Consider the following 23,871-nt stretch of genomic DNA (forward strand, 5'->3'; position numbering starts at 1 on the left):
GAGAGACGACACCATGCCGACCGAAGACGAACGTGCACGTGCGCACACCGACCGTGTGATCGATGCCCTGCTCGACAGCCTCCGCCGCAACGACATGACCGCCTTCGCGGACCAGTGGGCACCCGCCGGTTCGATGGAGTTCCCGTTCGCCCCACCCGGCTACCCCGTGCTCCGCAGTCGCGACGACGTCCGGAACTACCTGAAGGACTACAGCGCCACGCTGCGCATCGACACCGTGACGGAGCGCCGGCGCCACCACACGCTCGACCCCTCCACCGTGGTCCTCGAGTTCTCCGCCGAAGGTGTTGCCGTGCAATCGGATTCCCCCTACCGAATGGATTACGTCGCGGTGCTCACGGTCGGACCCGACGGTGTGCAGCACTACCGCGACTACTGGAACCCCCTGGCGGCGACCGCAGCCCTCGGTGGCGCCGACGTGTTGAGCAGCGGCTTCGGCGGGCGTGATGACTGATCCGATCCTGGTCACGGGGGCGACCGGCAACACCGGCGCCCCGGTCGTCGCCGGCCTGCGCGAACGGGGTCTCCGGGCGCGGGCGGCCAGCCGCCACCCCGATCCCGCCGATGCGGACGCCGTCGTGTTCGACTGGTCCGACGACGCGACGTTCGCCCCCGCGCTGACCGACGTGCGTGCGGTCTATCTGGTCGCTCCCACCGGGGCGGCCGACCCGGTGCCGATGGTGCGCCCTTTCCTCGAGCAGGCGACGGCACGCGGCATTCGCCGGGTCGTTCTGCTGAGTTCGTCGGCGGTCGAGCGCGGCGAACCCGGACTCGGCGAGATCCACGACCTGGTCGCCGGGCTCTTCGCGGAAGCCACTGTGCTGCGGCCGTCCTGGTTCATGCAGAACTTCGTCGGCGACCATCCGCTGGCCCGGAGCATCCGCGAGACAAGGGAGATCGTCACGGCCACCGGCGACGGCCGGCTCGCGTTCATCGACGCCGCGGATATCGCCGCCGTCGCCGTCGAAGCTCTGACCGCCCCCGAGCCCGTGAGCGAGGAGCTGGTGCTCACCGGCCCCGAGTCGCTGTCCTATGCCGAGGCCGCGGCGATCGCCTCAGAGATCCTCGGCGAGCCGGTGCGCCACGTCGACGTGTCGACGGCCGAACTGACCCAACGCCTGGTGGCCGCGGGGTACCCGGCGGACTTCGCGGGCATGCTCGCCACGTTGGACGAGCGCATCCGCGCCGGCGAACAGGACTTCGTCACCCCGGCCGTCCGCGACGTCGCCGGGCGCACACCGACATCGCTGCGACACTTCCTCGCCGAGCACTGACCCCCTCTGCGTTCAGACTGCGTCCACGGCGTCGATTTCCCGGTTTTGGCCACCCTGGACGCAGTCTCAACGCTTTAGGATTCCGGCCATGACCAGCCCGCATGCCACTTCCCTGCGAAACGGCGAGATCGTCGAGGAGAACGAGCTCGGCTCGATCCGCCGCGTCACCGCCGACACTCTGCCGATCCTCTCCGGAATGTCGATCAAACGCATCGTGATCAATCCCGGCGCGATGCGCACACCGCACTGGCACGCCGACTGCAACGAACTGACGTACTGCATCTCGGGCACGTCGTTCGTCTCGGTGCTGGACAGCTACAGCCGCTTCAGCAGCTTCACCGTCAGCGCCGGCGACATGTTCCACATCGACTCCGGCTCGCTGCACCACATCGAGAACATCGGCGACGAGCCCGCCGAGTTCGTGCTGGCGTTCCGCAGCGAGCGCCCGGAGGACTTCGGGCTGGCCGCGTCCTTCGGCGCGATGACCGACGCGGTGCTGGGCAACACCTACGACCTGCCGGCGTCGGATTTCACGGCGATGCGCCGCGACACCACCGACCGCAAACTGGCACGGCGCAGCGGCGGCGCCGAGGTGCCCGCCACCGCGTGGTTCGACGATCCGCACAAGTTCTCCGTCGAGGCGCAGAGCCCGGCGATAGGGGTGGCGGTCGGCTCGGCGCGGCTGGCGCGGGCCCAGTACTGGCCGGCGCTCAAAGACCTGTCGATGTATTCGCTGCGCATCCGTGAGGACGGGATGCGGGAGCCGCACTGGCATCCCATCACCGCCGAAATGGGCTACGTGCACGAGGGTTCGGGCCGGATGACGGTGATGGATTCCGACGGCACGCTCGACACATATCTGCTCGAGGAGGGGGACGTGTACTTCATCCCGCGGGCCTACCCGCACCACATCGAAGTCGTCGACGCGCCCGACATCCACTTCGCGATCTTTTCGACCAGCCGATGCCCGGCGACATCGGATACCGCGCGTCGGCCAGCGCCTACTCGCGGGAGGTACTCGCCGCGACGTTCAACATGCACATCGACGACCTGCCGGCGTTCCCGTTCACCAAGACCGATCCGCTGATCGTCAACCGCACCAATCCCCTCGACTAGACCAGATCCATCTCCGGCGGTGAGGCGCCGCCGATCGGCTGGGAGATGAAGCTGCGCGTGGTCAGTGGTCCGCCGAACTGCTGCAGCAGGCCACCGGCGTCGTTGCGGCCCAAGTCGATCGGCTCGAAGCCGAACCGTTCGATCAGCGCCGCCACGTCGGCGTTGGCGTCGGGGTGGCTGCCGGAGACGAACAGCACCCGCCGGCCGCCGCGGCCGTCACCGGGTTCGCGGGCCAGCACCTTGGCCCACGTGTGGCCGAACGCCTTCACTACGCGCGCGTTGGCCGCCCACTCCTGCACCAGATCCGATGACGCACGCCCACCCAGGTCCGCGGCCGAAAAAGTCCGAGGATCAATGGCATTCGTCGCATCGACGACGATGCGCCCCGACCAGTCCGGCACCTGCGCCACCAGCTCGCGGACCGCGTCGAACGGGACGGCGAGGATCACCACGTCCGCCTGCAACGCGTCGGACACCTCGGTCGGGATGATGCGGGACCCGAGCCGCTGAGCCAGCGGCGCCACCGCGTTGGGTCCGCGCGATGCCGCCACGGCGACCTCGACATCCGCGCGCGCGAAGTGGGCCGCCACCGCGGAACCGATGTTGCCCGAGCCGATGATGGCGTAACTCATGTCGCCTCTCCGAAGGGTTTTGTAGTAGTCGTTAAACTTAAACGCATCGACGCTAGCAGACAGCCGCGTCGGCTGCCTAGGATCGCGGGATGGCCCGGCCGCAGAAGTTCGATCGCGCAGAAGCGCTGCAGGCCGCCATGCACCTGTTCTGGGAGAGGGGCTTCGACGGCACGTCGATCAGCGACCTCACGCAGGCGATGGGGATCTCGCCGCCGAGCCTGTACGCCTCGTTCGGGGACAAGCAGACCCTGTTCGAGGCTGCCGTCGAGCTGTACGAGCGTTCGGCGGTCGTCCCGCCGGCTCTCGAGGCCGCCACTGCCCACGAGGTGTTCACCGCGATGCTGGAGCGCGCCGTGGAGTTGTACACCCGCCCGGCGCATCCGCCGGGATGCTTCGTGATCTCCGACCCGACGCTGAAGGCCCGGCGCGGCACGGGACGCGACGCCATCGCGCGCCGGTTCCGCCGGGCGCAGCAGGCCGGCGATCTGTCCCCGGATGTCGACGTGGGGGCGTTGACCGACTACGTCGACCTGGTGCTGAGGGGGCTGTCCGCGAAGGCCCGCGACGGGGCGACCCGCCGGCAGCTGCGCGCGGCCGCCGACGTCGCGCTCAGGGCGTGGCCGTCGGCTCCTTCGTCACCACGGTGAACAGCTGCGCGATCACCCCGTCCTCGATGATCGCGACGTCGAACCCCGACACCAGCGGCTCCCCGCCGTCGGGCCCGAACACGTCGAACGCCAGATGGCCCATGTTCGCCACCTGATGGACCGGACCGGACTGGGTGAAGTTCAGGCCCGCCAATTGTCCGTCGAGCAGCGCCTGCGCCTTCTCGTGCAGCCTGTCCTGTCCGACAACCGTCTCCTCGGCGTCCGACCAGCGGACGTCGGGAGCGTAGTTGCGCCGAATCACCTGCAGCCTGCGGTCGGGATCGCGTTCGTCGAACACCGCGAGCAGGTTCTCTTCCATCAACCGAACGACGTCGTCACTCAACGACTTCCCCTTTCCGCGGGTCCTCTCAGTTTTATAGTGGTCATGCAAGTTGGGGTCAACCGCACGCCCTCGTCTCAGCGGCCCGCGACGCGTAGCCTGATGATGCAGGCATTGAGGGGGGCTCATGCGCGCAGCCGTACTGGAAACGATCGGACAACCGCCGCGGGTCACGGATTTTGCCGACCCGACCGGCGACGACGTCGTCAGCGTGACGCTGGCCGGCTGCAATCCCGTCGACCTCGCGCTGGCCTCGGGCGAGATGGGGCGGCTCGAGATCCCCAACGTGGTCGGCAAGGAGGGCATCGGAGTCACCGCCGACGGAGCGCGGGTGTATTTCGATTCTCCGCCAGCGCCTTTCGGCTCGTGGGCGGAGCGCGCCCGGATCGACCCGGAGAAGGCCTACCCCGTGCCGGACGCCGTCGATGACGACACGGCGGTCGCGCTCGGCATCGCCGGGCTCGCGGCCTGGCTTCCGCTGACCCGGCATGCCGATGTGTCGGCCGACCAATCGGTGCTGGTGCTGGGCGCGACCGGGGTGGTGGGCGCGATCGCGATCCAGGCGGCCCAGATCCTTGGTGCGGGATACATCGTGGGCGCCGGCCGTGACCCGGAGGCCCTGGAGAAGATCCTCGATCTCGGCGCCGACACCACCGCGCAGCTCGGCGGCGACGACGATGTGGCTGCCCTGCGGGCGGAGGCCGACGGCGGCTTCGACGTGGTGCTCGACCTCGTGTACGGCGATCCGTTCGTCGCCGCGCTGCAGGCCACCGCGGTGGACGCCACGCTGATCACGGTCGGGCAGGGCGCCGGGGGCGCTCCGGCGGTCCCGTTCCACGCGCTGATGGGCCGCTCGCACGTCGGGCACCTCAACGACCTGATGCCGGCACGAATCCTGCGGGAGGCCTACGACGAGCTCATGAACCTCGCCGCCGACGGTCGCATCCAGGTGGAGACCACCCGCTACCGCCTCGCGGACGCCGAAGCCGCCTGGCGGGCCCAGGCCGACGGCCCGCACGTCAAGATCGGCATCGAGATCTGACGCCCCCTTCCCGCGAGCGCGCGTGTCTGTACGCCTCCACCCGGCGTGTCGCGTGCCGTTGCGCGCACTCGGCGGAGGCGACCCTGCGACAGTGCACACCCGCCCTAGGATCGGACCATGGACCTACCCGACACCCCGTGGTCGGAAGCGATGAGGCTCGAGGTCCCTGTCGTCAGCGCGCCGATGGGCGGGGTGGCCGGCGGGGCGCTCGCCGCCGCGGTGTCGCGCGCGGGCGGGCTGGGCATGATCGGAATGGGCAGCAGCGCAACGACATCGATGCTGCGAGAGCAACTCGGACACGTCGGCGGCCTGGACCGACCGTTCGGAATAGGCCTGATCGGTTGGCGGGTCCGCGACGAGCCCGCGCTGCTGACCACGGCACTCGAAGCGCGGCCTGCACTGCTGTCGGTGAGTTTCGGCGACGACGTCACCTGGATCGGCCGCGCACACGACGCGGGCTGTGAGACGGCCACCCAGGTCGCCGATCTCGAGGGAGCGCTCCGCGCTGTCGACGCGGGGGTCGACGTGCTGGTCGCTCGGGGCGCGGAAGGCGGCGGGCACGGCCGACCCCGGGTTGCGACGTTGACCTTGCTCGCGCAGATCCTCGACCGCGTCGAAGTCCCCGTTCTGTCCGCGGGCGGCATCGGCTCGGCGCGGGCGCTGGCCGCAGTACTCGCGGCTGGAGCGGCCGGCGCCTGGCTCGGCACGGCGTTCGCGGCGTGTCGGGAGTCCCTGCTGCCGGACGGGGCGCGTCAGGCGATGATCGCCGCCCACGCCACGGACACCGTCACCACGCGCGCCTTCGACGTCGCGTTCGGGTATCCATGGCCGGCGCACACACCGGAACGGCTGCTGCGCAACGCTTTCACCGACCGATGGGACGGACGCGAAGAGGAGATCGACGGTGCCGCTGTCGACGCACTCCACACCGCCATCGCCCGGCAGGACTATCGGGTGGCGCCCGTCAACGCCGGGCAGGGCGTCGGCGAGGTGACTGCCGTCGAATCGGTGGCCACCGTCATCGCCCGACTTGCGGGTGTGATTCATCCGGCCGACAGCCGATGATGCGCGACCGCCCCTGACGGTGAATGGGTTCAGGAGCCCGCCCACATCGCCGCTAGTTGGACGATTCGGTCGCGGTGTTGTCTGCCGCCTGCTCGGCGCCGGCCGGGTGGTCGGTTTCCCGGGGATCCAGGTCCAGACTGTCATGCTCGTCGGGACCGGAGTTCACCTCGTCGCGCTGTGCGTCGCTGTCCGTCGCGCTCACGAGGTGGAGCCATTGGTCGAGGCGATCTCGACCTCTGCGGTGGCCTGGATCAGCGCCAGCAGTTCCTTGTCGAGGCCTGGCGCGAACTCCTCGCGCCGCTCCGGGGCGATGGTCATCGGGAAGCCCTCGGGCATGACCTCTGTGCTCAGCTCGGTAACATCATTCGACGGTGACGCACCCCGGTAGAGCTTGTCGGCCTGACTCTGGTCGTCGGCGCTGAAGGTGTACTGGATGCTCTGCAGCCCCTGGTCCAGAAGCTTCTTCACTTCGGGGAACTGCTCGGCGTTGGTCTTCGGGATCGGAAGCGCGGCACCCCAGTTCACGCCGAGGCTTTCCAGCGCCTTGGCGAACGCGTTCTCATGGGCCTGATCGCGGACGATGAGGTAGGCGATGGTGGACCGGGCAGCCTTGTTGTCGGTCATCTGGTAGATGCGGCACTTCTGCAGCCTGCCGGTCGACTCCAGCATGAGGTTGTACAGCAGATCGAGCACGAGATTGCCACTGTTGTAGACGTAGGACCCGGACCACGGGTTGCCGGCTGCGTCCACCGGCAGCGCACCTTGGGCACCCACCAGATAATGGTGGATGTTGCTGGTGTCCAATGCGATCTTCAGCGGAGTGGCGCCCTTGGCACCCGGCTGGTCCACCGGATCGGTCTTCTTGCCCTGGTATTCCGGAGATCCGTCCAGCAGACGCGAGATGGTCGTGCCGATCAGCTCGACATGGCTGATCTCCTCGGTCCCGACGCCCTGCAGCAGATCCTTGTACGGCTTGGACGTGGTGCCACCGCGAAAGTTCATGCTCTGAAACAGATATTGCATCATCGTGCGCATCTCGCCGAACTGACCGCCGAGACCTTCCTGCAAGGCATTCGCCGCGGCGGGATCGGGCTCGTCGACGGCGATCTCGTTGATGAGTTGTTGGGTGTGCAAGTACATGTTTCTCCTTGAGGATTCGAGGGTTCGCGCTTCAGCGCAGGGGGCGGACCTGGGTCGCACTGTCGCTGCCCACCGGGCGGCCGGTGTCATCGCGCCTGCGTCCGAGTGCCACGCCGAGGCCGATCATCGCGATGGACAGGAAGAGGTGCAGCCAGTTGTCGGCGTCGTTGACGGGAACCACGTTGGCCGCGCTGTCGTGGTCGATGACGAGACCGTAGACGAAGAGCAGCAGGTAGACGACGCCTCCGCCGATCAGATAGGAGCGGGCACTGTCGAACGTGCGTGCCAGCATGACTCCGGCCACACCGAAGGCAAGGTGCACCAGGTTGTGGAGAACGGACACGTTGAAGATCCCCAGCAGCGCGGCCTCGGAGTGATGGCCGGCGAACGTGAGTTGGTCATAGTTCGTGGTGATGCCGGGAATGAACCCCAGCACGCCGACGGCGAGGAAGACCACGCCGACAGCGAACGCCGCTTTCTGGACTGGCGTCCCGAATCGTGAGGTGAATCCTGGCTTGTGGGCCGGAGTGGACGCAGTCAAGGGATGCCTTCGGTAGAGGTGGGCCGGCAGTGCCCGATGAGGCTCATACGTTGCCGACAGGGCCGTGGTACCCCCGGCACCCTCACGCAAACGTCGTCAGGAACATCGTCGCCGGCGCGTACACTGGAAACGTCGGGTAGGTCAAGATCGAATTTCATTTCATTCGAGCGGATTTCGTCACATCTTCACAGGGCGGGTTTCGAACCGTTCGAGATGGTGCATCCGGACACCACGAGCACTCGAGCTCGTGTAGTCGCGTCGAGCCCCGGCGTTGCCACCCGACCGGGACAGCCGTCGGCCATCCTCGACATACTCACGATCTCAAGGAAATTCATGTCATCACGCAACACCGTAGTCCGGTCCCTTCACGACCTCGGCGCCGCAGCCTGGTTCGGCGGCTCCCTGATGGGGGCCGTCGGGGTCAACGGTGCCGCCGCCTCCGTTCGCGATTCGCATGACCGGATACGCGTTGCCGCGGTGGGCTGGGCCAAATGGGCTCCTGTCAGCGCCGTGGCCATCGGCGCGCACCTGCTGGGCGGCGCCTCCATCCTCTACGCCAACCCAGGACGGGCCAGGCACCAGTCGGGCGTCACGTCCAACACCGTCGCGAGGACGCTACTGACCGGCGCCGCACTGGGGGCCACCGCCTACAGCGGCGTTCTCGGCGCCAAAACTGCTCAGGGCGAGAGTGATCCGGCAGAAGGCGCGACGGATCCGTCGGCCTCCACTCCCGACGACGTGGCGCAGGCGCAACGCCAGTTGCGGTACCTGCAGTGGGCGCTCCCCGTGCTCACGGGCTCGATCCTGATCCTGAGCGCACAGCAGGGCGAACAACAACGTCCCGGCCAGATACTCGCCGGTGTCGGGAGCAAGCTCACCCGGCGCGCGCAGAACTGATCCAACCGCTCCACTCCCGAGAGATCTCGGGATCGAACCCACACATCGAAGACATCTCGGGACGACTCACCTGACGCCGATCCCGTTGTCAGCAAAAGGAGACACAATGACAGAGCACGAGAAAGCCGATCAGGCCCGCAAAGGGCTGATCGACTCGGTCAAGGGCAAGGCGAAGGAGTTCGTCGGCGCTGTGACCAACAATGATTCTCTGACCGCCGAGGGCCAACTCGAGCAGACGCAGGCCCGGGAACGCAAGCATGCCAACACGGTCGAGGCGGTCGCCGACGCCGAGGCCGAGCAGGCCCGCACTGAGGCAGCAGACGCGCTGCGGCAGGGTGCCCAGGAGCGCCGCGCGGTCAACGCCGAAGCCGCGGCCGCCGAGAAGGCAGTCCACGACCAGAAGACCGCGCAGAAGCGGGAGGCCGAACGCGCCGCCGCTACTCAAGCGGCCGAGGAGAAGGTGCACGCCGATCTCGACGCGCAGCACGCTGCACGCCAGGCCAAGGCCGACGAGCAGGCGCAGATCTCGGCAGCCGCACGCGAGGTCGCGGATGCTGCCGACGAGCAGGCAACCGCGGAGCACATCACCTCCAACGCCCACGAGGAAGCCGACCGCATCAGGGCGCGCGCGGCGCACCTCACCCACGAAGCCGACCTGCCTTGAGCACCGGCCAACCACAGGAGTCATCGATGAAACTCACGACATTCCCCTTCGCAGTATTGGGTTTTCAGTACAAGGTCGCCCGTATCCCGCTCCAACTGATCGAGGACAGGCTGTTCGCGCGCATGGACGCCGAGACTCCCGCACGTCTGTTCTACGAGCGCTCGCTGGGCATGATGGACGCGGCAGTTGGCTCCGCGCTGGGTGACTCAGAGCTCAAGATGCGCGGTGAAGCACTCGCCGAGCGCAGCGACGCGCTCAGCCGTGCCGCCCGCCTCGACGCCGCCGCAGCACGCAAGGAAGCGCACGCCGCGGCCGACTTGAGGTCCACTCTCAACAACGTTGCCGAGAAGAGCGCGCGGGCGCGCGCATCGGCCAACCGCGATGTCAAGCAAGCGTGGACCGAGGCCGAGGAGCGTAAGAGCGACGCAGCGCAGGCTGCCGGCGAGCGTGCAGAAGCGGGCAAGCATCAGGCGGACGAGGTCGCAAAACGTCGGACGGACTCAGTCAATGAGGCCAAACGCGTTGCGCAGGAGAATATTCGTGCCAACGAGGGTAAGGCCAGCGCAGCCGCGAAGTCCCAGCTGGACAGCGCCCAGGCGAAGCAATCCGAGGCTGACCACCGTCGCGCTCAGGCAGAACGCATCGAGCAGTTGGCCGACGCCGAGAAGCAGAAGCGCCAGGAAGCGACCTCACGAAAGTCCTGACACGGCAACCACCTGAGACGAAAGATCACCGCGTTCGGCAGTCTGCCGAGCGCGGTGATCTTGTCGGCGGCCATACCCCTCGCAGACCCGACGCTGTTCACCGCATGGCTGCGGAGATGATGTCGCGAGCACGGTCGAGCATCGACGCGAACGGCCCGATGGCGAAGTTCAGCAGGGACGATTCGACCCCGGGATGGGGTCGGGTGGGGGCGATGGCCTGCGCGGCCTGTACCGCAGACACCATCCTTTTCAACTCATCTGGGGCGAGGTCGCGCTGGAGCCGGTCGAACTCCTCGGTGTCTCCTCGCGTTCGGCATGATCCACCACGGTGGCCTTGAAGACGATGAGAGCGTCCATGAATTCCTGCGAGTCGATGTCCATGTCCTCCAGGGCCGCCAGCTGCTCTTTGGCCTCGTGCTCCTCGAGCAATCGGGCGTCGACGATGATGTCGCCGCCGTCGATGTCCCGCCGCGCCCGGGGGTGGACAACCATCTCTTCGGCCGTCTCGTGTACGGCCAGCAACTGCCGCAGCTCGACGAAGGCCCTCTCCCGCGCTGGAGACCCGGACGCGTGAACCACGTCGTCGAACATGTCTTTGATCTGATTGTGTTGCCCTCGAAGGAATTCGACCACATCGTCGGTCGAATGCACGAACGTCTCCACCACGGTGAGTACCTCTGACTTGTCTTTACCGGACGTGGACGCGAGACCTGCGCACCACAGTGACGTATTGCCGGAATGGCTTACAGCGAAACCCCTTGGGCCGCGATGGCCGGGGGCGGCTTCACGCTGGACAGACGAATGCCCCCACCACTGCAGAACCGCAGTGACGGGGGCAATCGATGCCGGGGCTCAGTCAGCCCTGGTGACGATCAGGCGTCGTCGTGGTGACGGCTGCCGGCCTTGGCGATCCCGCGGCTCACCATGTAGCCGATGCTGAGGATCACGACATAGAACCACGCACGGTCGGCCCGGAAGTAGTCCTCGTGCGCATCAGTGGTGCTGACGAGGAACGAGGCGACGAGAACGCCGACGACGGCGACCACGTACACGATGAATTCCGTTGTCTTGTAAGCAGCTTTGGTCTCCGCGCCGCGACGTGCCGGCATCCGCTCATGCTGACCGTCAACCGCACTGTAAGCGGCGGCGGGACGTTGGGCGGCGGTCGGATTGTTCGTGGTCATTTTCGTACTCCTTCTGATATCGGTCGATCCTCGACCGAAGATGGTGTGGTTCGTGAGACCCTCATCGAAGTGCAGCGATCCGGGGGGCCGAAGCGCGACGAGAGGTCGTGAGAGGGGGCGCACAGAGAGTGCCCCGAAAATGGTGATTTTCCTTGGTGTCCGGTGTCGAGCGATTGCTCGCGGCATATTGGGGCGAAACCGTTCGGACTTTCAGCGATACCAGGATTCTCTAGCACCAACACTGATGACACTATCCGTCGGTAACCGATTCACCTAATCGACTCTAACGATCTTGAAAACCGAATTTGATTGCGGGAAAACGTTTCCAGAGCGCTCATATCTTCTGCGCCGGCACGACGGTGTCGCGTACCGCAGCCAGAGAGCGCGCCAACAGGCGCGAGACGTGCATCTGCGAGATTCCCACGTGCTCGGCGATCTGGGTTTGCGTCATGCTCTCGAAGAATCGCAGTTTCAAGACCAGCCGTTCACGCTCGGGCAAGGCCTCCAGAGCCGGCCGCACCGATTCGATCTCGAGCACCTTGTCGAAGCGTGCGTCCAGGTCTCCGAGTCCGCTGGCCATCGTGCGACTTCCGTCGTCGTCACCCACCCCTGCCGGCGCGTCTGTCGACATGGTCGCGTAGCAGTTGAAGGCGATCTGTGCCTGCACCACGTCCTCGCGGTCGATGCCGAGATCGGCGGCGATCTCTCCGGCGGTGGGCGCCCGTTGCAGCTTCTGAGCCAGCTCGTCGCGCGACTTGTTCAACTCCAGGCCAATCTCTTTCAGCCTGCGAGGCACCTTCATCGCCCATCCCCGATCGCGAAAATGGCGGCGCACCTCGCCCATCATGGTGGGAATGGCGAACGCCAGGAACTCTGCGCCGTTGTCGGGGTCGAAACGGTTCAGCGCCTGCAGCAGTCCGAGTCGTGCCACCTGCACAAGATCATCGAAAGGTTCGCCGCGGTTGCTGAACCTTCGGGCGATGTGGTTGGCCAGCGGGAGGCACACGTCGATGATCTGCTCGCGCTGACGCCGGTACTGCACCGACTGTTCGTCGAGCGCCGCCAGACGCCGGCACATGTCGGCCACCCCGGCGTAGTTCGACCGCGGTGCTCGTGTCGTTGTCGACGGTTGTGTTGATACGGTCATCGCGGACACCCCCGGTGGAGTAGGTCATCGGTGGTGTTCTGCGATTCAGGGATGAGTGTCGCTCCAGTCATCGTTGCGCTCGGCACCGGAGAATGGCCGCGGTCGAGAACTCACGCGTGACGCCTGCCACCGCACTCAGCGTTTGTGGGTGCTGTGCGCCGGACCGTCGGCGGCCGAGGGACTGTCCGGGTCGAGGGCATCAGCGCGTTCGAACTCGTGGCTGAGCTCGTCCCGGGATACCGTCGCCTCGCGGTGGTGGCCGAGGGCTTCCTGCTGCAGGCCCTTCGCCTGGGCGGTCTTGATGTCGGCTTCGGCCTGCGCGACACGGGCTTTGGCCGCGGTCTCGTCGGCACGGGCCTCGCGTTGAGTGACGTGTCGCTTTTCGTCGCGGGCGTGACTTCGGATGCTGTGAGCCTCGGCGCGACGGCTCTTGGTGCGCCTGTCGCGAGCGAACCAGGCGACCGCGCCGAGCAAAAGCAATGCGACGATGACGACGATGGTCAGAACGATCGTGTTGGTGTTCATGCGAATTCCTCACTGCGGGGACGTGCTGGTCCCGGATGCCCCGGGACAACTACCGCCCGTGGTCGATGGCGGCCGGCGCGGACGGGCGTCCTCGCAATCGGGACATCAGTCCACCACGGGGCCGATCCGGTTCTCCAGCCGCGGAAGCACCGAAAGTATCTGCAGCGGAAAGATTTTGATGCTCGATCAGGTCAGCTCGATCGCGGTTGATGAACGCCGTCTCGCGCTGTGAGCGGGCGAGTTGCCGTCGGGCGTCACGGCCCCGGGCGGCGGTGCGGCGGGCACCGGCGAGCAGGACGGCGAGCCCCAGCACTCCGACCGCGCCGACGACGATGCCGAACAGGAACAGCGTGCCGGTAGACCCGGTGACGTGGTAGCCCAGCAGGGAGAAGGTCTCGGTCAGTTGATGTGTGGGTCCGGCGTTGCTCAACACCCCCACCAGTCCGACGACCGTGGCGACCGCGAGGACGAACAATCCGATGATGACGATCATGTGAGCCTCGGTCCTGTGTAGGACTCCAGTAGACACCCCACCACCGGTGGTGTCAACACCGTTGGCCCACACCGGTGGTCTATGGTGTTGGTCTACCTACAGAGGATGACCACCATGGCCTTGACAAGCGCTGAAGCGGATCCGGGTGACCGCCCGATCTCCCGCGCGCTGATCCTGCAGACCGCCTTGACGATCCTCGATCGCGACGGCGAGGGTGGTCTGTCGATGCGCCGCCTCAGCGAGGCGCTCCAGCGGGACGCGACGGTGCTCTACCGTCATGTGCCCAACAAGGCAGCGGTGCTCGACGGCGTCGTCGAGATCATCCTGAGTCAGCTCGCGGTCGACAGCACCGACCCCGACTGGGTCCGCCAGCTGCGGCTGGTCGCCCACGACTTCCGCCGGCTGGCGCTCGCGCATCCCAACGCCGTACCGCTACTGGTGACGCGGCCGCTGGCGACCCCGCTCGGACAGCGGCCCCCGGGGATGCTGCGCCCGCTCGAGGGGGTGCTCACCTTGTTGACAGCGGCAGGGTTCGCACCACCCGACGCGCTGCACATCTACCGCGTCCTGTTCGGCTACCTCCACGGCCACATTCTCGACGAGCTTCAGGAGATCGTGGAACGGCCCGAGGAAACCGACCACGTGCTGCGCCTGGGTTTGCACCGGCTCCCCGTCACCGAGTTCCCGAACCTGCGCGAGCTGGCGCCGGTGCTCGCCGCCTACGACGGGGCGGCCGAACTCGACCGCGGCCTCGATCTGCTTCTCACTGCGCTGGCATCGAATCTCGGCTCCGCCGGGATCCGCTAGAGGGTGGCCCAGAACCGGTTCAGCGCGTCCGCGCCGCGGTGCGGGTCCTCCACCATCCACCAGTGCCCGAGCCCGTCGAGCACCTCGGTGCGCGCGCCGGCACGGTCGGCCGCCCGCCGCCGGTGGTCGTGAGCTCCGATGAACGGATCCCCGGTGGCGAGCAGCGACAGCCCGGGCCGCGCGGCGGCTGCCTCCAGCGCCCGACCCGCGTCGGCCATCGCCGGCTGGGCGGCCGACCGATAGAGCGCCAGGATCGCCCGGCCCATGTCGGCGTTCTGGTGCTCGGCGATCGCCGCGCCGATATCGGCCGGAATGCCCAGCGACACCATCAGATCCGTGCGCGAGGCCAGATCGCCCCCGACCATGGCCTCGATGGCCTCCTCACCTGCCCCAGGGGTCTGCCACACCTGGGCCATGTCGTGCCAGACGTAGTCGGGATCGAAGAGTCCGATGACGTCGGTGGCCCAGCTGCGGACCAGTCCGGGCCGGTGCATCACGGCGTTGACGACGTGCCCGCCGCCCCAGTCGTGACCGACGAGGTCGATCGGGCCGTCGATGGCCTCCAGCTCCGCTTCGAGCCAGTCCCGATACCGGAGCATCGTCGCGTCGAATCCGTCCGGCAGCGGCGCGCCGAACCCCGGCGGCGAGAGGAGCACCACGTCGTCGCGACCCAGCACGGCGACCAGCGGCCCCCAGATCGCCTCGGTCTCGGGGTTGCCGTGAACGAACACCGCTGCCATGGGGGCAAGACTACGGACTTTCCGGGGGTTCCTCGGTGGGCGGGGGTGCCAGGGTGGAGGATATGAAAATCACCGTGATAGGCGCATCAGGACAGATCGGATCCCGGGTGGTGGAGGTGCTCACCGCCGCCGGGCACGACGTGGTCGGCGCATCGAAACGCACCGGGGCCGACGTGCTCACCGGCGAGGGCCTCGCCGACGCGGTCGCGGGCTCGGCGGTGCTCGTCGACGTCACCAATTCACCGTCCTTCGAGGACGGTCCGGTGATGGACTTCTTCAGCAGGTCCTCGGCGAACCTGGTCAAGGCCGCAGCCGATGCGGGGGTCGGCCACTACGTCGCCCTGTCGATCGTCGGCGCCGACGGTCTGCCCGACAGCGGCTACATGCGCGCGAAGGTGGTGCAGGAGCGCACCGTCGCGGATTCCGGCCTGCCGTACACCATCGTCCGCGCGACCCAGTTCCACGAGTTCGCCGAGGCCATCGTCGCCTCGCTCGTGGTCGGCGACGAGATCCACGCCCCGCAGGCCCGCATCCAGCCGGTCGCCGCGGCGGACGTGGCCGCGACGGTCGCCGACGCTGCTGGAGGCGCGCCGGCCAACGGCATCCTCGACCTGGGCGGCCCGGACAAGATGACTTTCGCCGAACTCGCGCGCACCGTACTCACCCACCGCGGCGAGCACACGCCCGTCGTCGTCGACCCGGCCGCGACGTACTTCGGCACCCGCGTCGACGACGACAGCCTGGTCACCGGTGTCGGCGCCGTGCTGGGCGACCTACGGTTCACCGACTGGCTGGCGTCGCGGTGACCGAGCAGCCCCGCGTCCTGGTCACCGGCGCCGCCGGCTACGTCGGCAGTCACATCGTCAATCAGCTTCTCGCACAAGGCTATCCGGTGCGTGCGGCGGTGCGCACCGCCGCACGGGCCGACGAGGTCCGTCGCACCGTCGCGGCGGGCGGATTCGACGACGGCGACGTCGAGTTCGCCTACGCCGACCTCGGCTCCGATGACGGCTGGGCGGATGCAGTGGCGGGCACGCGATACGTCCAGCACGTCGCCTCCCCCTTCCCCGCCGACAACCCCCGCAACGAGGACGAGGTCATCGTCCCGGCGCGCGACGGCGCGCTACGGGTCCTCGAAGCCGCCCGGGACGCCGGGTGCGCCCGGGTGGTGATGACGTCGTCGTTCGCCGCGGTCGGCTACTCCCCCAAGGCGAATCAGCAATGGACGGAAGAGGACTGGACCGACCCGACCGACGACAACATCGCCTACATCCGGTCCAAGGCCATCGCCGAACGGGCGGCCTGGGACTTCGCCGCGGCCGAAGGCCTCGACCTGACGACCGTGGTACCCGTCGGCATCTTCGGTCCGACGCTCGGGCCGCACCTGTCGACCTCGGTGCAGATCGTGCGGTCGATGCTCACCGGCGAGGTGCAGCGTCTGCCGGCCCAGTACTTCGGGGTGGTGGACGTGCGCGACGTCGCTGACGCACAACTGCGGGCGATGACGGCCGGTGACGCCGCCGGTGAACGCTTCCTGGTGGTCGCCGACGAGCCGGCGATGACGTTCGGTGAGCTGGCGGGCATGCTCGGCGTCACCGTGCAGGACGAGGGGCGCGACCTCGGCGAACGGCCGCAGATCAGCAACGCCAAGGCCAAGGCCCTGCTGGGATGGCTTCCGCGCCCCGCCGAGGAGACGGTGCGCGACACCGCCGGTTCGCTGCGCGATCTGGGTCTGGTCTGATCTAGAAGCCCGACGCGATCAGGTTGACGACCGACGCCACGATCACGGACCCGAACAGGTACGACAGCAGCGCGTGTTTGAGCGCGGTGGCACGCATCCGCGACGAGGTCAGGTTGGTGTCCGAGATCGCGAAGCTCATGCCGACGGCGTAGGCGACGTAGGCGAAGTCGCTGTAGCGGGGCGGCTCGTCGCTGTTGAAATCGATTCCGCCGACCGGCTTCTCGCGGAAGTAGATCTTGGCGTAGCTCAGTGCGTAGAGGGTGTGCACCGCGAACCACGAGATCACCACGCTGGCCACGGCGATGCCGGGCGCCAGCGCGGCGAAATGGTCGGGTCGCGCCTTGGCCAGCAGCAGGCCGACCCCGACCAGGCTCGCCAGCGCCCCGCCGAGGATCAGCGCGAAGACGGTCCGCCGGCCCGGCTCCTCGAACTCCGCATGGGACGCGGTGCGCTCCGCGTCGAACGGCCACAGCACCGACCAGGTCCACACCATGTAGGTGACGGCCAGCGCGTCCCACCCGATCAGTACCGAGAACCAGCCGAACCGCACCGAGGCGAGCAGGCCGGCGGCGACGCCGACGATCGCGGCGCCGATCAGGCGCACCGCAGGGGTGTGCATCCGGGCCGGCGTCATCCGAGCAGTCAACCAGGCGCCGACGCGGAGCGTGAGCAACGTCATCGACTTCTCAGCAGACCCTACGATCCCGCTGGTCACACCCGTCACAGCCTGGGCCGGAAACCTCGCGACACTCCCCTCCGGACCGCAGCGGTGTCGCCGCCGTGCCCTATGTTGGGGCGTCCGGCGAGCATCGAGGGCACCGAGGAGGGTGTGTGGACGACCACGGGGGGCGATCGGCCGCTGACCTGCTCGAGCTGAATCGCGACCTGCAGAGTTCGCCGACTGTCCGGCTTCTGGCCGCCACCAACCTGAGCCTGTACTCGACGTTGATGGACCGTCACCTGTCCGGCGGGGTGGTCGCCGAGACCGAGCTCGTGGTCCGGCTCGAGCGTGACCTCGCCGACCTCGAGGACGACCAGTCCGGGCTAGCGCTGATCAAGTCATGGGCCAGCCAGGGCTGGCTGCATCGCATCGTGGACGAACGCACCGACCAGAACGTCTGCTACCTGACCCAGGACGCGCGCCGCGCGCTGGACTTCCTGCGGGGCATGCGCCGCCAGGACACGATCGCCACCGGCGGGTCGATCAACGGCATCGCCGGCCGGCTCCGGCACGTCGCGCTCAAGGTCGGCAACGATCCCGCCCGCATCCGCAAGCACCTCGAGAACGAGATCGAGACGCTGCGCCGCGAACTCGATCAACTGGACCGCGGTGAGCGCCGCACCTTTTCGGAACCCGACGTCACCGACGCCTACGACGAAGCCCGGGCGATCGCCCTGCAGATGGAACGCCTCATCACCGACATCGGCCAGTACGGCATGATGATCGAGCAGGCCACCGCCGCCCTCGACGAGCCGATCGACAGCAACGTGGAGTACCGCGACCGTCAGCGGCAGATGTACGCCGACTACCAGGCGGCGTGGGATTCGCAGGGCCGCGACAGCCACCGCGCGTTCCTGCGGATGATCAACGACCCAGACCAGCGCGCCGAATTCGAGGCGGACGTCGCCGCCGTCGCCGAGGCGCTGCCTCACCTCGATCCGGCGCTGCGCGCGGTGATGGCGGGGTTCTTCGAACTCGTCGGCCACCAGATCGACGAGGTCGAGCGCATCCAGCAGCGCTGCGCCCAGCGGGTCAAACGGTTCACCGCGTTCGGCACCCTGGAGCAGAGCCGTGGTGTGGCCCGCCAGCTCAACGAGGCCATCGGCGCGGCCCGCACGCTGCTCAAGACCTCGCTCACCGATTCGCGGCTGGACCTCGAACTGCCCCTGGCCCGCCATGCGATCAGCTCCGTCGGCGCGCTCAGCTTCAAGATCGGCGATCTGTCGAATCCCAAGCCCGCCAAGGCCGCCGACGGGGAGGTCGATCTGGCCAGCTTCGCCGCGCTCACCACGCAGGTGGACGCGCCCGCGATGTCGGACATGCTCAACGCCGCCGTCGCCCGCGGGCCGGTGTCACTGCCCGACGCGGTGGCCATGCTCGATAACGCGTACCTCGGCCACGTCATCGTGCTGTGGTCCTGGGCGCTCAAGCAGCCGAACGACGACACCGGCAGGTCGACGACCGTCCGGTTCCGGTCCCTCGACGGCCGGGACCGCGAAATGGCGGTTCCCGAGCTGTCTTTCACCGAACCGATCACCGCGGGAGTGGCCTCGTGAGCACCGATACAGAGGCCGACTTCGCCGCCTTTTCCGACCTACCGCAGGTCGACCAGAGCGCCCGCCCCCCGCATCAGCGCCGGCCCCGATTCGACGGTGACGTCTCCGAACTGCCGGACCGGGCCTGCTGGGCACTGCAACACCTGCTCACCCGGCGCTACATCAGCGCCGAATCCGACAGCGACATCTACGCCTGGGTGCTCGAATATCGTCATCAGCTCTCGGTGCGGCTGTCCGAACTGGACCTGCTGCTGCGGATCGTCGATGGCACGGACGTGGCGTTCGTCGAGCAGGCCCGCTACGAATCGGCCAAGGGCATCAAGCTTCTGCGCCGCGAGCCGCTGGGCACCTATGACTCGATCCTCGCGCTGCACCTGGCGCAGATGATGCGCGCCTCGGGTGGGCAGAGCGTGCTGATTTCCCGCGAGGAGATGCACGGACTCTTCTCCGGTGTGCTCAACGACGTCGACCGGGACGCGGTGACGTTCGCCGGACGCGTCGACGCCGCGATCGCGCGCCTGACCGGTCTGGAGATCCTGCGGCGCAGCCGCGACGACGAGGACAGCTACACCATCAGCCCGGTGATCACCGCGGTGATGACCGCCAGCGTGATCAGCGAACTGCAGCAGCAGTTCGAGCTGTTGGCCAACGGCGGAACGACCGCTGAGGAGATCCAGGAGTGACCGAGCAGTTCCACCTGTCCCGGCTGCAGGTCATCAACTGGGGCGTGTTCGACGGGTACCACTCGATCCCGTTCAGCGAGGGCGGCGCTCTGATCGCCGGCGCCTCGGGCAGCGGTAAATCCTCGCTGCTGGATGCCATTTCGCTGGGCTTCCTACCGTTCAACCGGCGCAACTTCAACGCCTCGGGCGACAACACGGCCGCCGGGTCGAGCGCGGGCCGGCGCACTGTCGACAAGTACGTGCGCGGCGCGTGGGGCCAGCGCAGCGACGGCGGAACCAGCCGGGTGATGTATCTGCGCGGCGACGGGACGGCGTGGTCGGCGGTGGCCGTCACCTATGCCAGTGACTCCGGACGCACCGTGACGGGCCTGGTGCTCAAATGGCTGACCGGTGAGTCGCGCAACGACTCGTCGAGCCGGTTCGTGCTCGGCGACGGCGACCTGGGCATCGAGGACGTCTGCAACCGTTGGGCGGCACGACGTTTCGACACCGGCGTGTTCAAGGAATACGGCTGGCGATTCACCACGAAGGTCGAATCGCAGTATCTGGCGCAGCTGTACGCCACCATCGGCATTCGCGCCTCCGACGCCGCCCAGCAGTTGCTCGGCAAGGCGAAGTCGCTCAAGAGCGTCGGCGGGCTGGAGCAGTTCGTCCGCGAGTTCATGCTCGACGAGCCCGACAGCCTGGCCCGGCTGCCCGAGGCGCTCAAGCAGATCGACCCGCTGGTCGAGGCCCGCGAACTGCTCGCGGTGGCGCAGAAGAAGCGCAAGATCCTCGGCGACATCGAGAAGATCCAGCAGCGCTACGCCTCGGAGTCGACCGATCTGGGCATCATCGACCTCGTCGACCTGCCGATGGTGCGTGCCTTCACCGACCATGTCCGGCTCGCGCAGTGCCCGGCGCAGATCGCACAGCTCGACACCACCGTCGACCAGCTCGACAACGAGTACGAGGACGTCACCCGCGCACTGAATCTGGCCAAGGCGGAAGCAGATTCGCTCAACGCGCAGATCAGCGGCACCAGTGCGAACATCGGCCCGCTGCAGAGCCAGGTGACCGCCGCCGAGGCCGAGGCCGAGCAGGTGTCGCGCCGCCGCGGCGCCTACGAGGACATGCTCGCCGCGCAGGACCTCGAGGTGCCCGACACCGCCGACGAGTTCTGGAACCTGCGCGAAGACCTCCTCGCCCAGGCCACCGAGCTGCTGGCCAAGGTCGAACGCCACCGCGAGGCGTCCACCGACGCGGAGTACGCGCAGAAGGCGGCCCGCATCGCGCGTGACGACGCCGCCAAGGAACTCAAGCGGGTGGAGCACGTGGGGTCGGCGCTGCCCGAGTTCGCGCTGCTGATGCGCGAACAGATCTGCGCCGCAGTCGGAGTCGACGCCGCCGCGCTGCCCTATGTCGCCGAGTTGATGGACCTGCGGCCGGACCAGACGCGGTGGCGCACCGCGGTGGAGAAAGTGCTGCGCGGGGTGGGGCTGCGGCTGATGGTGCCCGACCAGCACTGGACGGCGGTGCTGCAGTTCGTCAACGAGACGAACATGCGGGGCCGGTTGGCGCTGCACCACGTGCGGGCGAAGATGCTGGGCGCCGATCCGGTGGATCCGGAACCGAACACGTTGGCAGGCAAGCTGTTCGCCGTCGATCCGACGCATCCGTGCGCGGCCGAGGCGGTCGACATGGTGACGGCCGCCGGCGATCACGTGTGCGTCGACACCCCCGAGGTGTTCGCGCGGTTCCGCCGCGCGGTCACCGATACCGGCCTGTACAAGGACTCCGACCGGCTGGCGATCAAGGACGACCGGCGCCCGCTCAAGCAGTCGGAGTACCTGTACCAGGGCGACGTGTCGGCGAAGATCAACGCGCTGACGGTGGATCTGGCCGCGGCCGAGGAGGCCTACAAGAAGGCGCGCCGCATCGCCGACGACATCGCAGCGCAGCGTCAGCAGTGGCGTGACCGGGCGGCGGCGTGCAAGGCGATCGGCGAGCAGTTCCCACAGTGGAGCCAGATCGACACCGAGACCGCCGACGGGCACGCCGACCGGTTGCGCGAGCAGTACGAGCTACTGCTGGCCGACAACCCCGACATCGAGGCGCTCAACGCGCGCGCCGACGAATGCTGGTCGCAGATCCAGAAATTGATGACCCGTCGCGGCGCGATCCAGACCCGCCGCGACGATCTCGACGCCCGCCGGACGCGGCTGCTGGAGTTGTCAGAACGCCTCCAGCCGGCGTTCGTGTCGGAGCCGCTGACCGAGTTGTTGAACCGCTACGCCGGGCAGGTGCCGGTCGTGCTCGAGCTGCTCGACCCCGAGCCGCACCGCGACGCGTTGTTCTCCGCGATCAAGAAGGAGCGCGAGCAGCTGCGGGAGAGCCGGCGCCGCTCCTACGACGAACTGGCCCGCATCCTCAACACCTTCGACACCGCGTTCCCGGACGCGATCCCGAACGACTCGGACAATTTCGATGAGCGGGTGCACGACTACGTCGCACTGTGCCGGCACATCGACGAGCGTGAACTGCCCGAGGCCTACGAGCGGATGATGCGGCTGGTCACCGAGCAGGCCCCGGATGCGATCCTGACGCTGCACCGGGTGGCCGAGCAGGAGGCGCGGCGCATCGCCGAGCAGATCGAGCGCGTCAACACCGGTCTGGGCGCCGTCGAGTTCAACCGCGGCACCCGGCTGACGCTGCGGGCCACCCCGCGCAGCCTGACCGCGGTGTCGGAGCTGACGGAGATCGTGCGGGCCATCTCGCGGCGCATCGCCGAGGTGGGGCTCGGCGACAAGCAGGCGATCCTCGACCAGTACGCCGACATCCTGCGGCTGCGCAACCGGCTGGCCTCGACCGCGCCCGAGGACAAGGCGTGGACGCGCGATGCGCTGGATGTCCGGAACCGGTTCACGTTCGACTGCGCGGAGTGGGACGTCGCGTCCGACGAGCTGATCCGCACGCACAGCAACGCGGGCGACAACTCCGGCGGCGAGCAGGAGAAGCTGATGGCGTTCTGCCTGGCGGGTGCGCTGAGCTTCAACCTGGCCAGCCCGGACAGCCGTGACAACAGGCCGGTGTTCGCGCAGCTGATGCTCGACGAAGCGTTCTCCAAGTCCGATCCGCAGTTCGCCCAGCAGGCGCTGCAGGCGTTCCGCAAGTTCGGTTTCCAGCTGGTGATCGTCGCGACGGTGCAGAACGCGACGACGATCCAGCCCTACATCGACAGCGTGGTTATGGTCAGCAAGACCGAGGCGACGGGCCGTAACGCGCGGCCGGTGGCGACGGTGGCCACCCGGTCGATCGCGGAGTTCACCGAGCTGCGGCACCAGATGCGGGCCGACGCGAAGGTCCCCGCGTTGGCGCGCTGAGACAGCGCTTACGAGACTGCTGCAGAAGTTGCTGTTGCACCGCCCGGATCAGATCGTCGTACGGCACCCGGACGTTCGGACGAAAACTCACCTGTGTGTCAGCCAGGAACTCGGCCAGGGCCGGCAGGTCGCGCACATCTCCTGATTCGGCGTCCCAGAATTCGACGCCCCGCTTCTGCCATTCATGAATGAGCCGCTCGTTGTACGCGACGATCTTGAAGAGCGCTTCGAACATCTCTTCTCGACGGTCGAAGACGATGCGTACGTCGAGCTCTTGAGTGATCTGCTCCAACATCGTGGTGACCTGGACAAGCTCCACCATCCCGTCCCGCAGCATCGCGATCTGCTCCGGTCGAAGTCTCGGACGCACCGAGCTGGACTGAAGGATATGAATTCCGGCGAACTTCAAGTTGCGGCGGACCCGGCGCAGCTGTTGATAGCCCGAACTCAGCTGCTGGAAAATCTCGAAACGCAGCTCGTCGCGAGCCCGCCGACGTTCCCTGTCTGAGTCGATCCTTCGGTATGTCGCAGCCACCGCGCCACCGATCACGGTCACCACGGCAAGCTGCAGAGCGCCTTCTGCGGCGTCCATCCAAAGGTCCGCCGCGCGATCCGGGACGATGAATGTTCCTACGACGACGACGAAGGCGATGAGCAGGATCACCGTCAGTGCCAGCAACGCCTTTTGTCTCTTTGTGGCCAGCATCGAATCACGTCACCCCTCGTATGCGTCCGGTCACTGAAGCTAACTCGCCATCACGGGTGAAAGACGACTAATCGGCTACGCGATCACTGCGCGACGTTGCGGACAATTTAGGTAGTCGACTACTCA

Annotated in this window: 26 protein-coding genes and 2 pseudogenes; 15 read left to right on the top strand and 13 right to left on the bottom strand. The window is 67.6% G+C overall.

All coding sequences use genetic code 11. The annotated features are described in order from the left end of the window. Positions 1-13: 13 nt before the first annotated feature. The 3 genes and pseudogenes from MCHUDSM44219_RS04285 (at position 14) to MCHUDSM44219_RS04295 (ending at position 2,408) form a co-directional block, all read left to right on the top strand. A complete protein-coding gene (locus tag MCHUDSM44219_RS04285; protein ID WP_048416991.1) occupies positions 14-472 on the top strand; it encodes a nuclear transport factor 2 family protein in 459 nt (152 codons plus the stop codon). Continuing rightward, entirely contained in the window at positions 465-1,292 is an 828-nt protein-coding gene (locus MCHUDSM44219_RS04290; RefSeq protein ID WP_048416992.1) for an NAD(P)H-binding protein, read from the top strand. Before MCHUDSM44219_RS04285 ends, MCHUDSM44219_RS04290 begins: the two co-directional genes overlap by 8 nt. Positions 1,293-1,380: 88 nt before the next feature. Continuing rightward, a pseudogene (locus MCHUDSM44219_RS04295) lies at positions 1,381-2,408 on the top strand (cupin domain-containing protein). Here MCHUDSM44219_RS04295 and MCHUDSM44219_RS04300 read toward each other — a convergent pair. Then, positions 2,405-3,160 (bottom strand): NADPH-dependent F420 reductase, encoded by a 756-nt coding sequence (locus MCHUDSM44219_RS04300; protein ID WP_413783581.1) that lies wholly within the window; start codon positions 3,158-3,160, stop codon positions 2,405-2,407. The pseudogene MCHUDSM44219_RS04295 and the gene MCHUDSM44219_RS04300 overlap by 4 nt on opposite strands. Here MCHUDSM44219_RS04300 and MCHUDSM44219_RS04305 point away from each other — a divergent pair. Further along, the gene (locus MCHUDSM44219_RS04305) at positions 3,130-3,687 is read left to right on the top strand and encodes a TetR/AcrR family transcriptional regulator (RefSeq protein WP_048416994.1); all 558 of its coding nucleotides are present in this window, start codon (positions 3,130-3,132) and stop codon (positions 3,685-3,687) included. The genes MCHUDSM44219_RS04300 and MCHUDSM44219_RS04305 overlap by 31 nt on opposite strands. Here MCHUDSM44219_RS04305 and MCHUDSM44219_RS04310 read toward each other — a convergent pair. After that, positions 3,650-4,030 (bottom strand): nuclear transport factor 2 family protein, encoded by a 381-nt coding sequence (locus MCHUDSM44219_RS04310; protein ID WP_082162037.1) that lies wholly within the window; start codon positions 4,028-4,030, stop codon positions 3,650-3,652. The two genes, MCHUDSM44219_RS04305 and MCHUDSM44219_RS04310, sit on opposite strands and share 38 nt — an antisense overlap. Positions 4,031-4,154: 124 nt before the next feature. Between MCHUDSM44219_RS04310 and MCHUDSM44219_RS04315 the strand changes: the two genes are divergently transcribed. Further along, complete coding sequence (locus tag MCHUDSM44219_RS04315; RefSeq protein WP_048416996.1) at positions 4,155-5,069, top strand: quinone oxidoreductase family protein; 915 nt, start codon at positions 4,155-4,157, stop codon at positions 5,067-5,069. A 117-nt stretch (positions 5,070-5,186) separates the two neighbouring features. Further along, a complete protein-coding gene (locus tag MCHUDSM44219_RS04320) occupies positions 5,187-6,134 on the top strand; it encodes an NAD(P)H-dependent flavin oxidoreductase (RefSeq protein WP_048416997.1) in 948 nt (315 codons plus the stop codon). 52 nt (positions 6,135-6,186) lie between these two features. Here MCHUDSM44219_RS04320 and MCHUDSM44219_RS29925 read toward each other — a convergent pair whose 3' ends face one another. The 3 genes from MCHUDSM44219_RS29925 to MCHUDSM44219_RS04330 are packed head-to-tail and all read right to left on the bottom strand — an operon-like array spanning position 6,187 to position 7,815. Continuing rightward, positions 6,187-6,336, bottom strand: a complete 150-nt coding sequence (locus tag MCHUDSM44219_RS29925; protein ID WP_157868747.1) for a hypothetical protein — start codon at positions 6,334-6,336, stop codon at positions 6,187-6,189. Continuing rightward, positions 6,333-7,274 carry a manganese catalase family protein gene (locus MCHUDSM44219_RS04325; RefSeq protein ID WP_048416998.1) on the bottom strand — a complete coding sequence of 314 codons (942 nt, stop codon included), beginning with the start codon at positions 7,272-7,274 and terminating at the stop codon, positions 6,333-6,335. The genes MCHUDSM44219_RS29925 and MCHUDSM44219_RS04325 overlap by 4 nt, the downstream gene beginning before the upstream one ends. 31 nt (positions 7,275-7,305) lie before the next feature. Next, the gene (locus MCHUDSM44219_RS04330; protein WP_048416999.1) at positions 7,306-7,815 is read right to left on the bottom strand and encodes a DUF4383 domain-containing protein; all 510 of its coding nucleotides are present in this window, start codon (positions 7,813-7,815) and stop codon (positions 7,306-7,308) included. 333 nt (positions 7,816-8,148) lie between these two features. Between MCHUDSM44219_RS04330 and MCHUDSM44219_RS04335 the strand changes: the two genes are divergently transcribed. From MCHUDSM44219_RS04335 to MCHUDSM44219_RS04345, 3 genes are all read left to right on the top strand, one after another. Next, a complete protein-coding gene (locus MCHUDSM44219_RS04335) occupies positions 8,149-8,712 on the top strand; it encodes a hypothetical protein (protein ID WP_048417000.1) in 564 nt (187 codons plus the stop codon). A gap of 106 nt (positions 8,713-8,818) precedes the next feature. Further along, positions 8,819-9,376, top strand: coding sequence for a CsbD family protein (locus MCHUDSM44219_RS04340; RefSeq protein WP_048417001.1), 558 nt, complete (start codon positions 8,819-8,821; stop codon positions 9,374-9,376). 26 nt (positions 9,377-9,402) lie between these two features. Beyond that, positions 9,403-10,080, top strand: coding sequence for a hypothetical protein (locus tag MCHUDSM44219_RS04345; RefSeq protein WP_048417002.1), 678 nt, complete (start codon positions 9,403-9,405; stop codon positions 10,078-10,080). Positions 10,081-10,177: 97 nt separating this feature from the next. On the opposite strand, the pseudogene MCHUDSM44219_RS04350 reads toward MCHUDSM44219_RS04345, so the two are convergent. The 5 genes and pseudogenes from MCHUDSM44219_RS04350 to MCHUDSM44219_RS04370 form a co-directional block, all read right to left on the bottom strand. Then, positions 10,178-10,746 (bottom strand): annotated as a pseudogene (locus MCHUDSM44219_RS04350) (hemerythrin domain-containing protein). A gap of 206 nt (positions 10,747-10,952) precedes the next feature. Next, positions 10,953-11,189 carry a hypothetical protein gene (locus MCHUDSM44219_RS04355; RefSeq protein ID WP_109777586.1) on the bottom strand — a complete coding sequence of 79 codons (237 nt, stop codon included), beginning with the start codon at positions 11,187-11,189 and terminating at the stop codon, positions 10,953-10,955. A 409-nt stretch (positions 11,190-11,598) separates the two neighbouring features. Then, a complete protein-coding gene (locus MCHUDSM44219_RS04360; RefSeq protein ID WP_048417104.1) occupies positions 11,599-12,411 on the bottom strand; it encodes a SigB/SigF/SigG family RNA polymerase sigma factor in 813 nt (270 codons plus the stop codon). 135 nt (positions 12,412-12,546) lie between these two features. Further along, positions 12,547-12,936: a hypothetical protein gene (locus tag MCHUDSM44219_RS04365; RefSeq protein ID WP_048417004.1), complete on the bottom strand. Its 390-nt coding sequence runs from the start codon at positions 12,934-12,936 to the stop codon at positions 12,547-12,549. Positions 12,937-12,985: 49 nt separating this feature from the next. Then, the gene (locus tag MCHUDSM44219_RS04370; protein WP_048417005.1) at positions 12,986-13,429 is read right to left on the bottom strand and encodes a hypothetical protein; all 444 of its coding nucleotides are present in this window, start codon (positions 13,427-13,429) and stop codon (positions 12,986-12,988) included. A gap of 114 nt (positions 13,430-13,543) precedes the next feature. On the opposite strand from MCHUDSM44219_RS04370, the gene MCHUDSM44219_RS04375 reads away from it, so the two are divergent. Continuing rightward, a complete protein-coding gene (locus tag MCHUDSM44219_RS04375; protein ID WP_413783578.1) occupies positions 13,544-14,236 on the top strand; it encodes a TetR/AcrR family transcriptional regulator in 693 nt (230 codons plus the stop codon). Here the strand turns inward: MCHUDSM44219_RS04375 and MCHUDSM44219_RS04380 are convergent. After that, positions 14,233-14,976 carry an alpha/beta fold hydrolase gene (locus tag MCHUDSM44219_RS04380; protein ID WP_048417007.1) on the bottom strand — a complete coding sequence of 248 codons (744 nt, stop codon included), beginning with the start codon at positions 14,974-14,976 and terminating at the stop codon, positions 14,233-14,235. The genes MCHUDSM44219_RS04375 and MCHUDSM44219_RS04380 overlap by 4 nt on opposite strands. A 62-nt stretch (positions 14,977-15,038) precedes the next feature. Between MCHUDSM44219_RS04380 and MCHUDSM44219_RS04385 the strand changes: the two genes are divergently transcribed. Continuing rightward, complete coding sequence (locus MCHUDSM44219_RS04385; RefSeq protein WP_048417008.1) at positions 15,039-15,782, top strand: SDR family oxidoreductase; 744 nt, start codon at positions 15,039-15,041, stop codon at positions 15,780-15,782. Beyond that, positions 15,779-16,717, top strand: coding sequence for an NAD-dependent epimerase/dehydratase family protein (locus MCHUDSM44219_RS04390; RefSeq protein WP_048417009.1), 939 nt, complete (start codon positions 15,779-15,781; stop codon positions 16,715-16,717). The genes MCHUDSM44219_RS04385 and MCHUDSM44219_RS04390 overlap by 4 nt, the downstream gene beginning before the upstream one ends. A gap of 1 nt (position 16,718) precedes the next feature. Here the strand turns inward: MCHUDSM44219_RS04390 and MCHUDSM44219_RS04395 are convergent, their stop codons facing one another. Further along, positions 16,719-17,396: a DUF1345 domain-containing protein gene (locus MCHUDSM44219_RS04395; protein WP_236695347.1), complete on the bottom strand. Its 678-nt coding sequence runs from the start codon at positions 17,394-17,396 to the stop codon at positions 16,719-16,721. A gap of 152 nt (positions 17,397-17,548) precedes the next feature. On the opposite strand from MCHUDSM44219_RS04395, the gene MCHUDSM44219_RS04400 reads away from it, so the two are divergent. From MCHUDSM44219_RS04400 to MCHUDSM44219_RS04410, 3 genes are read left to right on the top strand one after another with little or no spacing between them, the layout of a single operon-like run. Then, on the top strand, positions 17,549-18,994 hold the full coding sequence (locus tag MCHUDSM44219_RS04400) for a DUF3375 domain-containing protein (protein ID WP_048417010.1): 1,446 nt from the start codon (positions 17,549-17,551) through the stop codon (positions 18,992-18,994). After that, the gene (locus tag MCHUDSM44219_RS04405; RefSeq protein WP_048417011.1) at positions 18,991-19,677 is read left to right on the top strand and encodes a DUF4194 domain-containing protein; all 687 of its coding nucleotides are present in this window, start codon (positions 18,991-18,993) and stop codon (positions 19,675-19,677) included. The genes MCHUDSM44219_RS04400 and MCHUDSM44219_RS04405 overlap by 4 nt, the downstream gene beginning before the upstream one ends. Beyond that, a complete protein-coding gene (locus MCHUDSM44219_RS04410) occupies positions 19,674-23,039 on the top strand; it encodes an ATP-binding protein (protein WP_048417012.1) in 3,366 nt (1,121 codons plus the stop codon). Before MCHUDSM44219_RS04405 ends, MCHUDSM44219_RS04410 begins: the two co-directional genes overlap by 4 nt. On the opposite strand, the gene MCHUDSM44219_RS04415 is transcribed toward MCHUDSM44219_RS04410, so the two are convergent. Continuing rightward, a complete protein-coding gene (locus MCHUDSM44219_RS04415) occupies positions 22,981-23,745 on the bottom strand; it encodes a hypothetical protein (RefSeq protein WP_048417013.1) in 765 nt (254 codons plus the stop codon). The genes MCHUDSM44219_RS04410 and MCHUDSM44219_RS04415 overlap by 59 nt on opposite strands. Between the last annotated feature and the right edge of the window lie 126 nt (positions 23,746-23,871).

It is taken from the genome of Mycolicibacterium chubuense, assembly GCF_001044255.1.
Lineage (GTDB): Bacteria > Actinomycetota > Actinomycetes > Mycobacteriales > Mycobacteriaceae > Mycobacterium > Mycobacterium chubuense.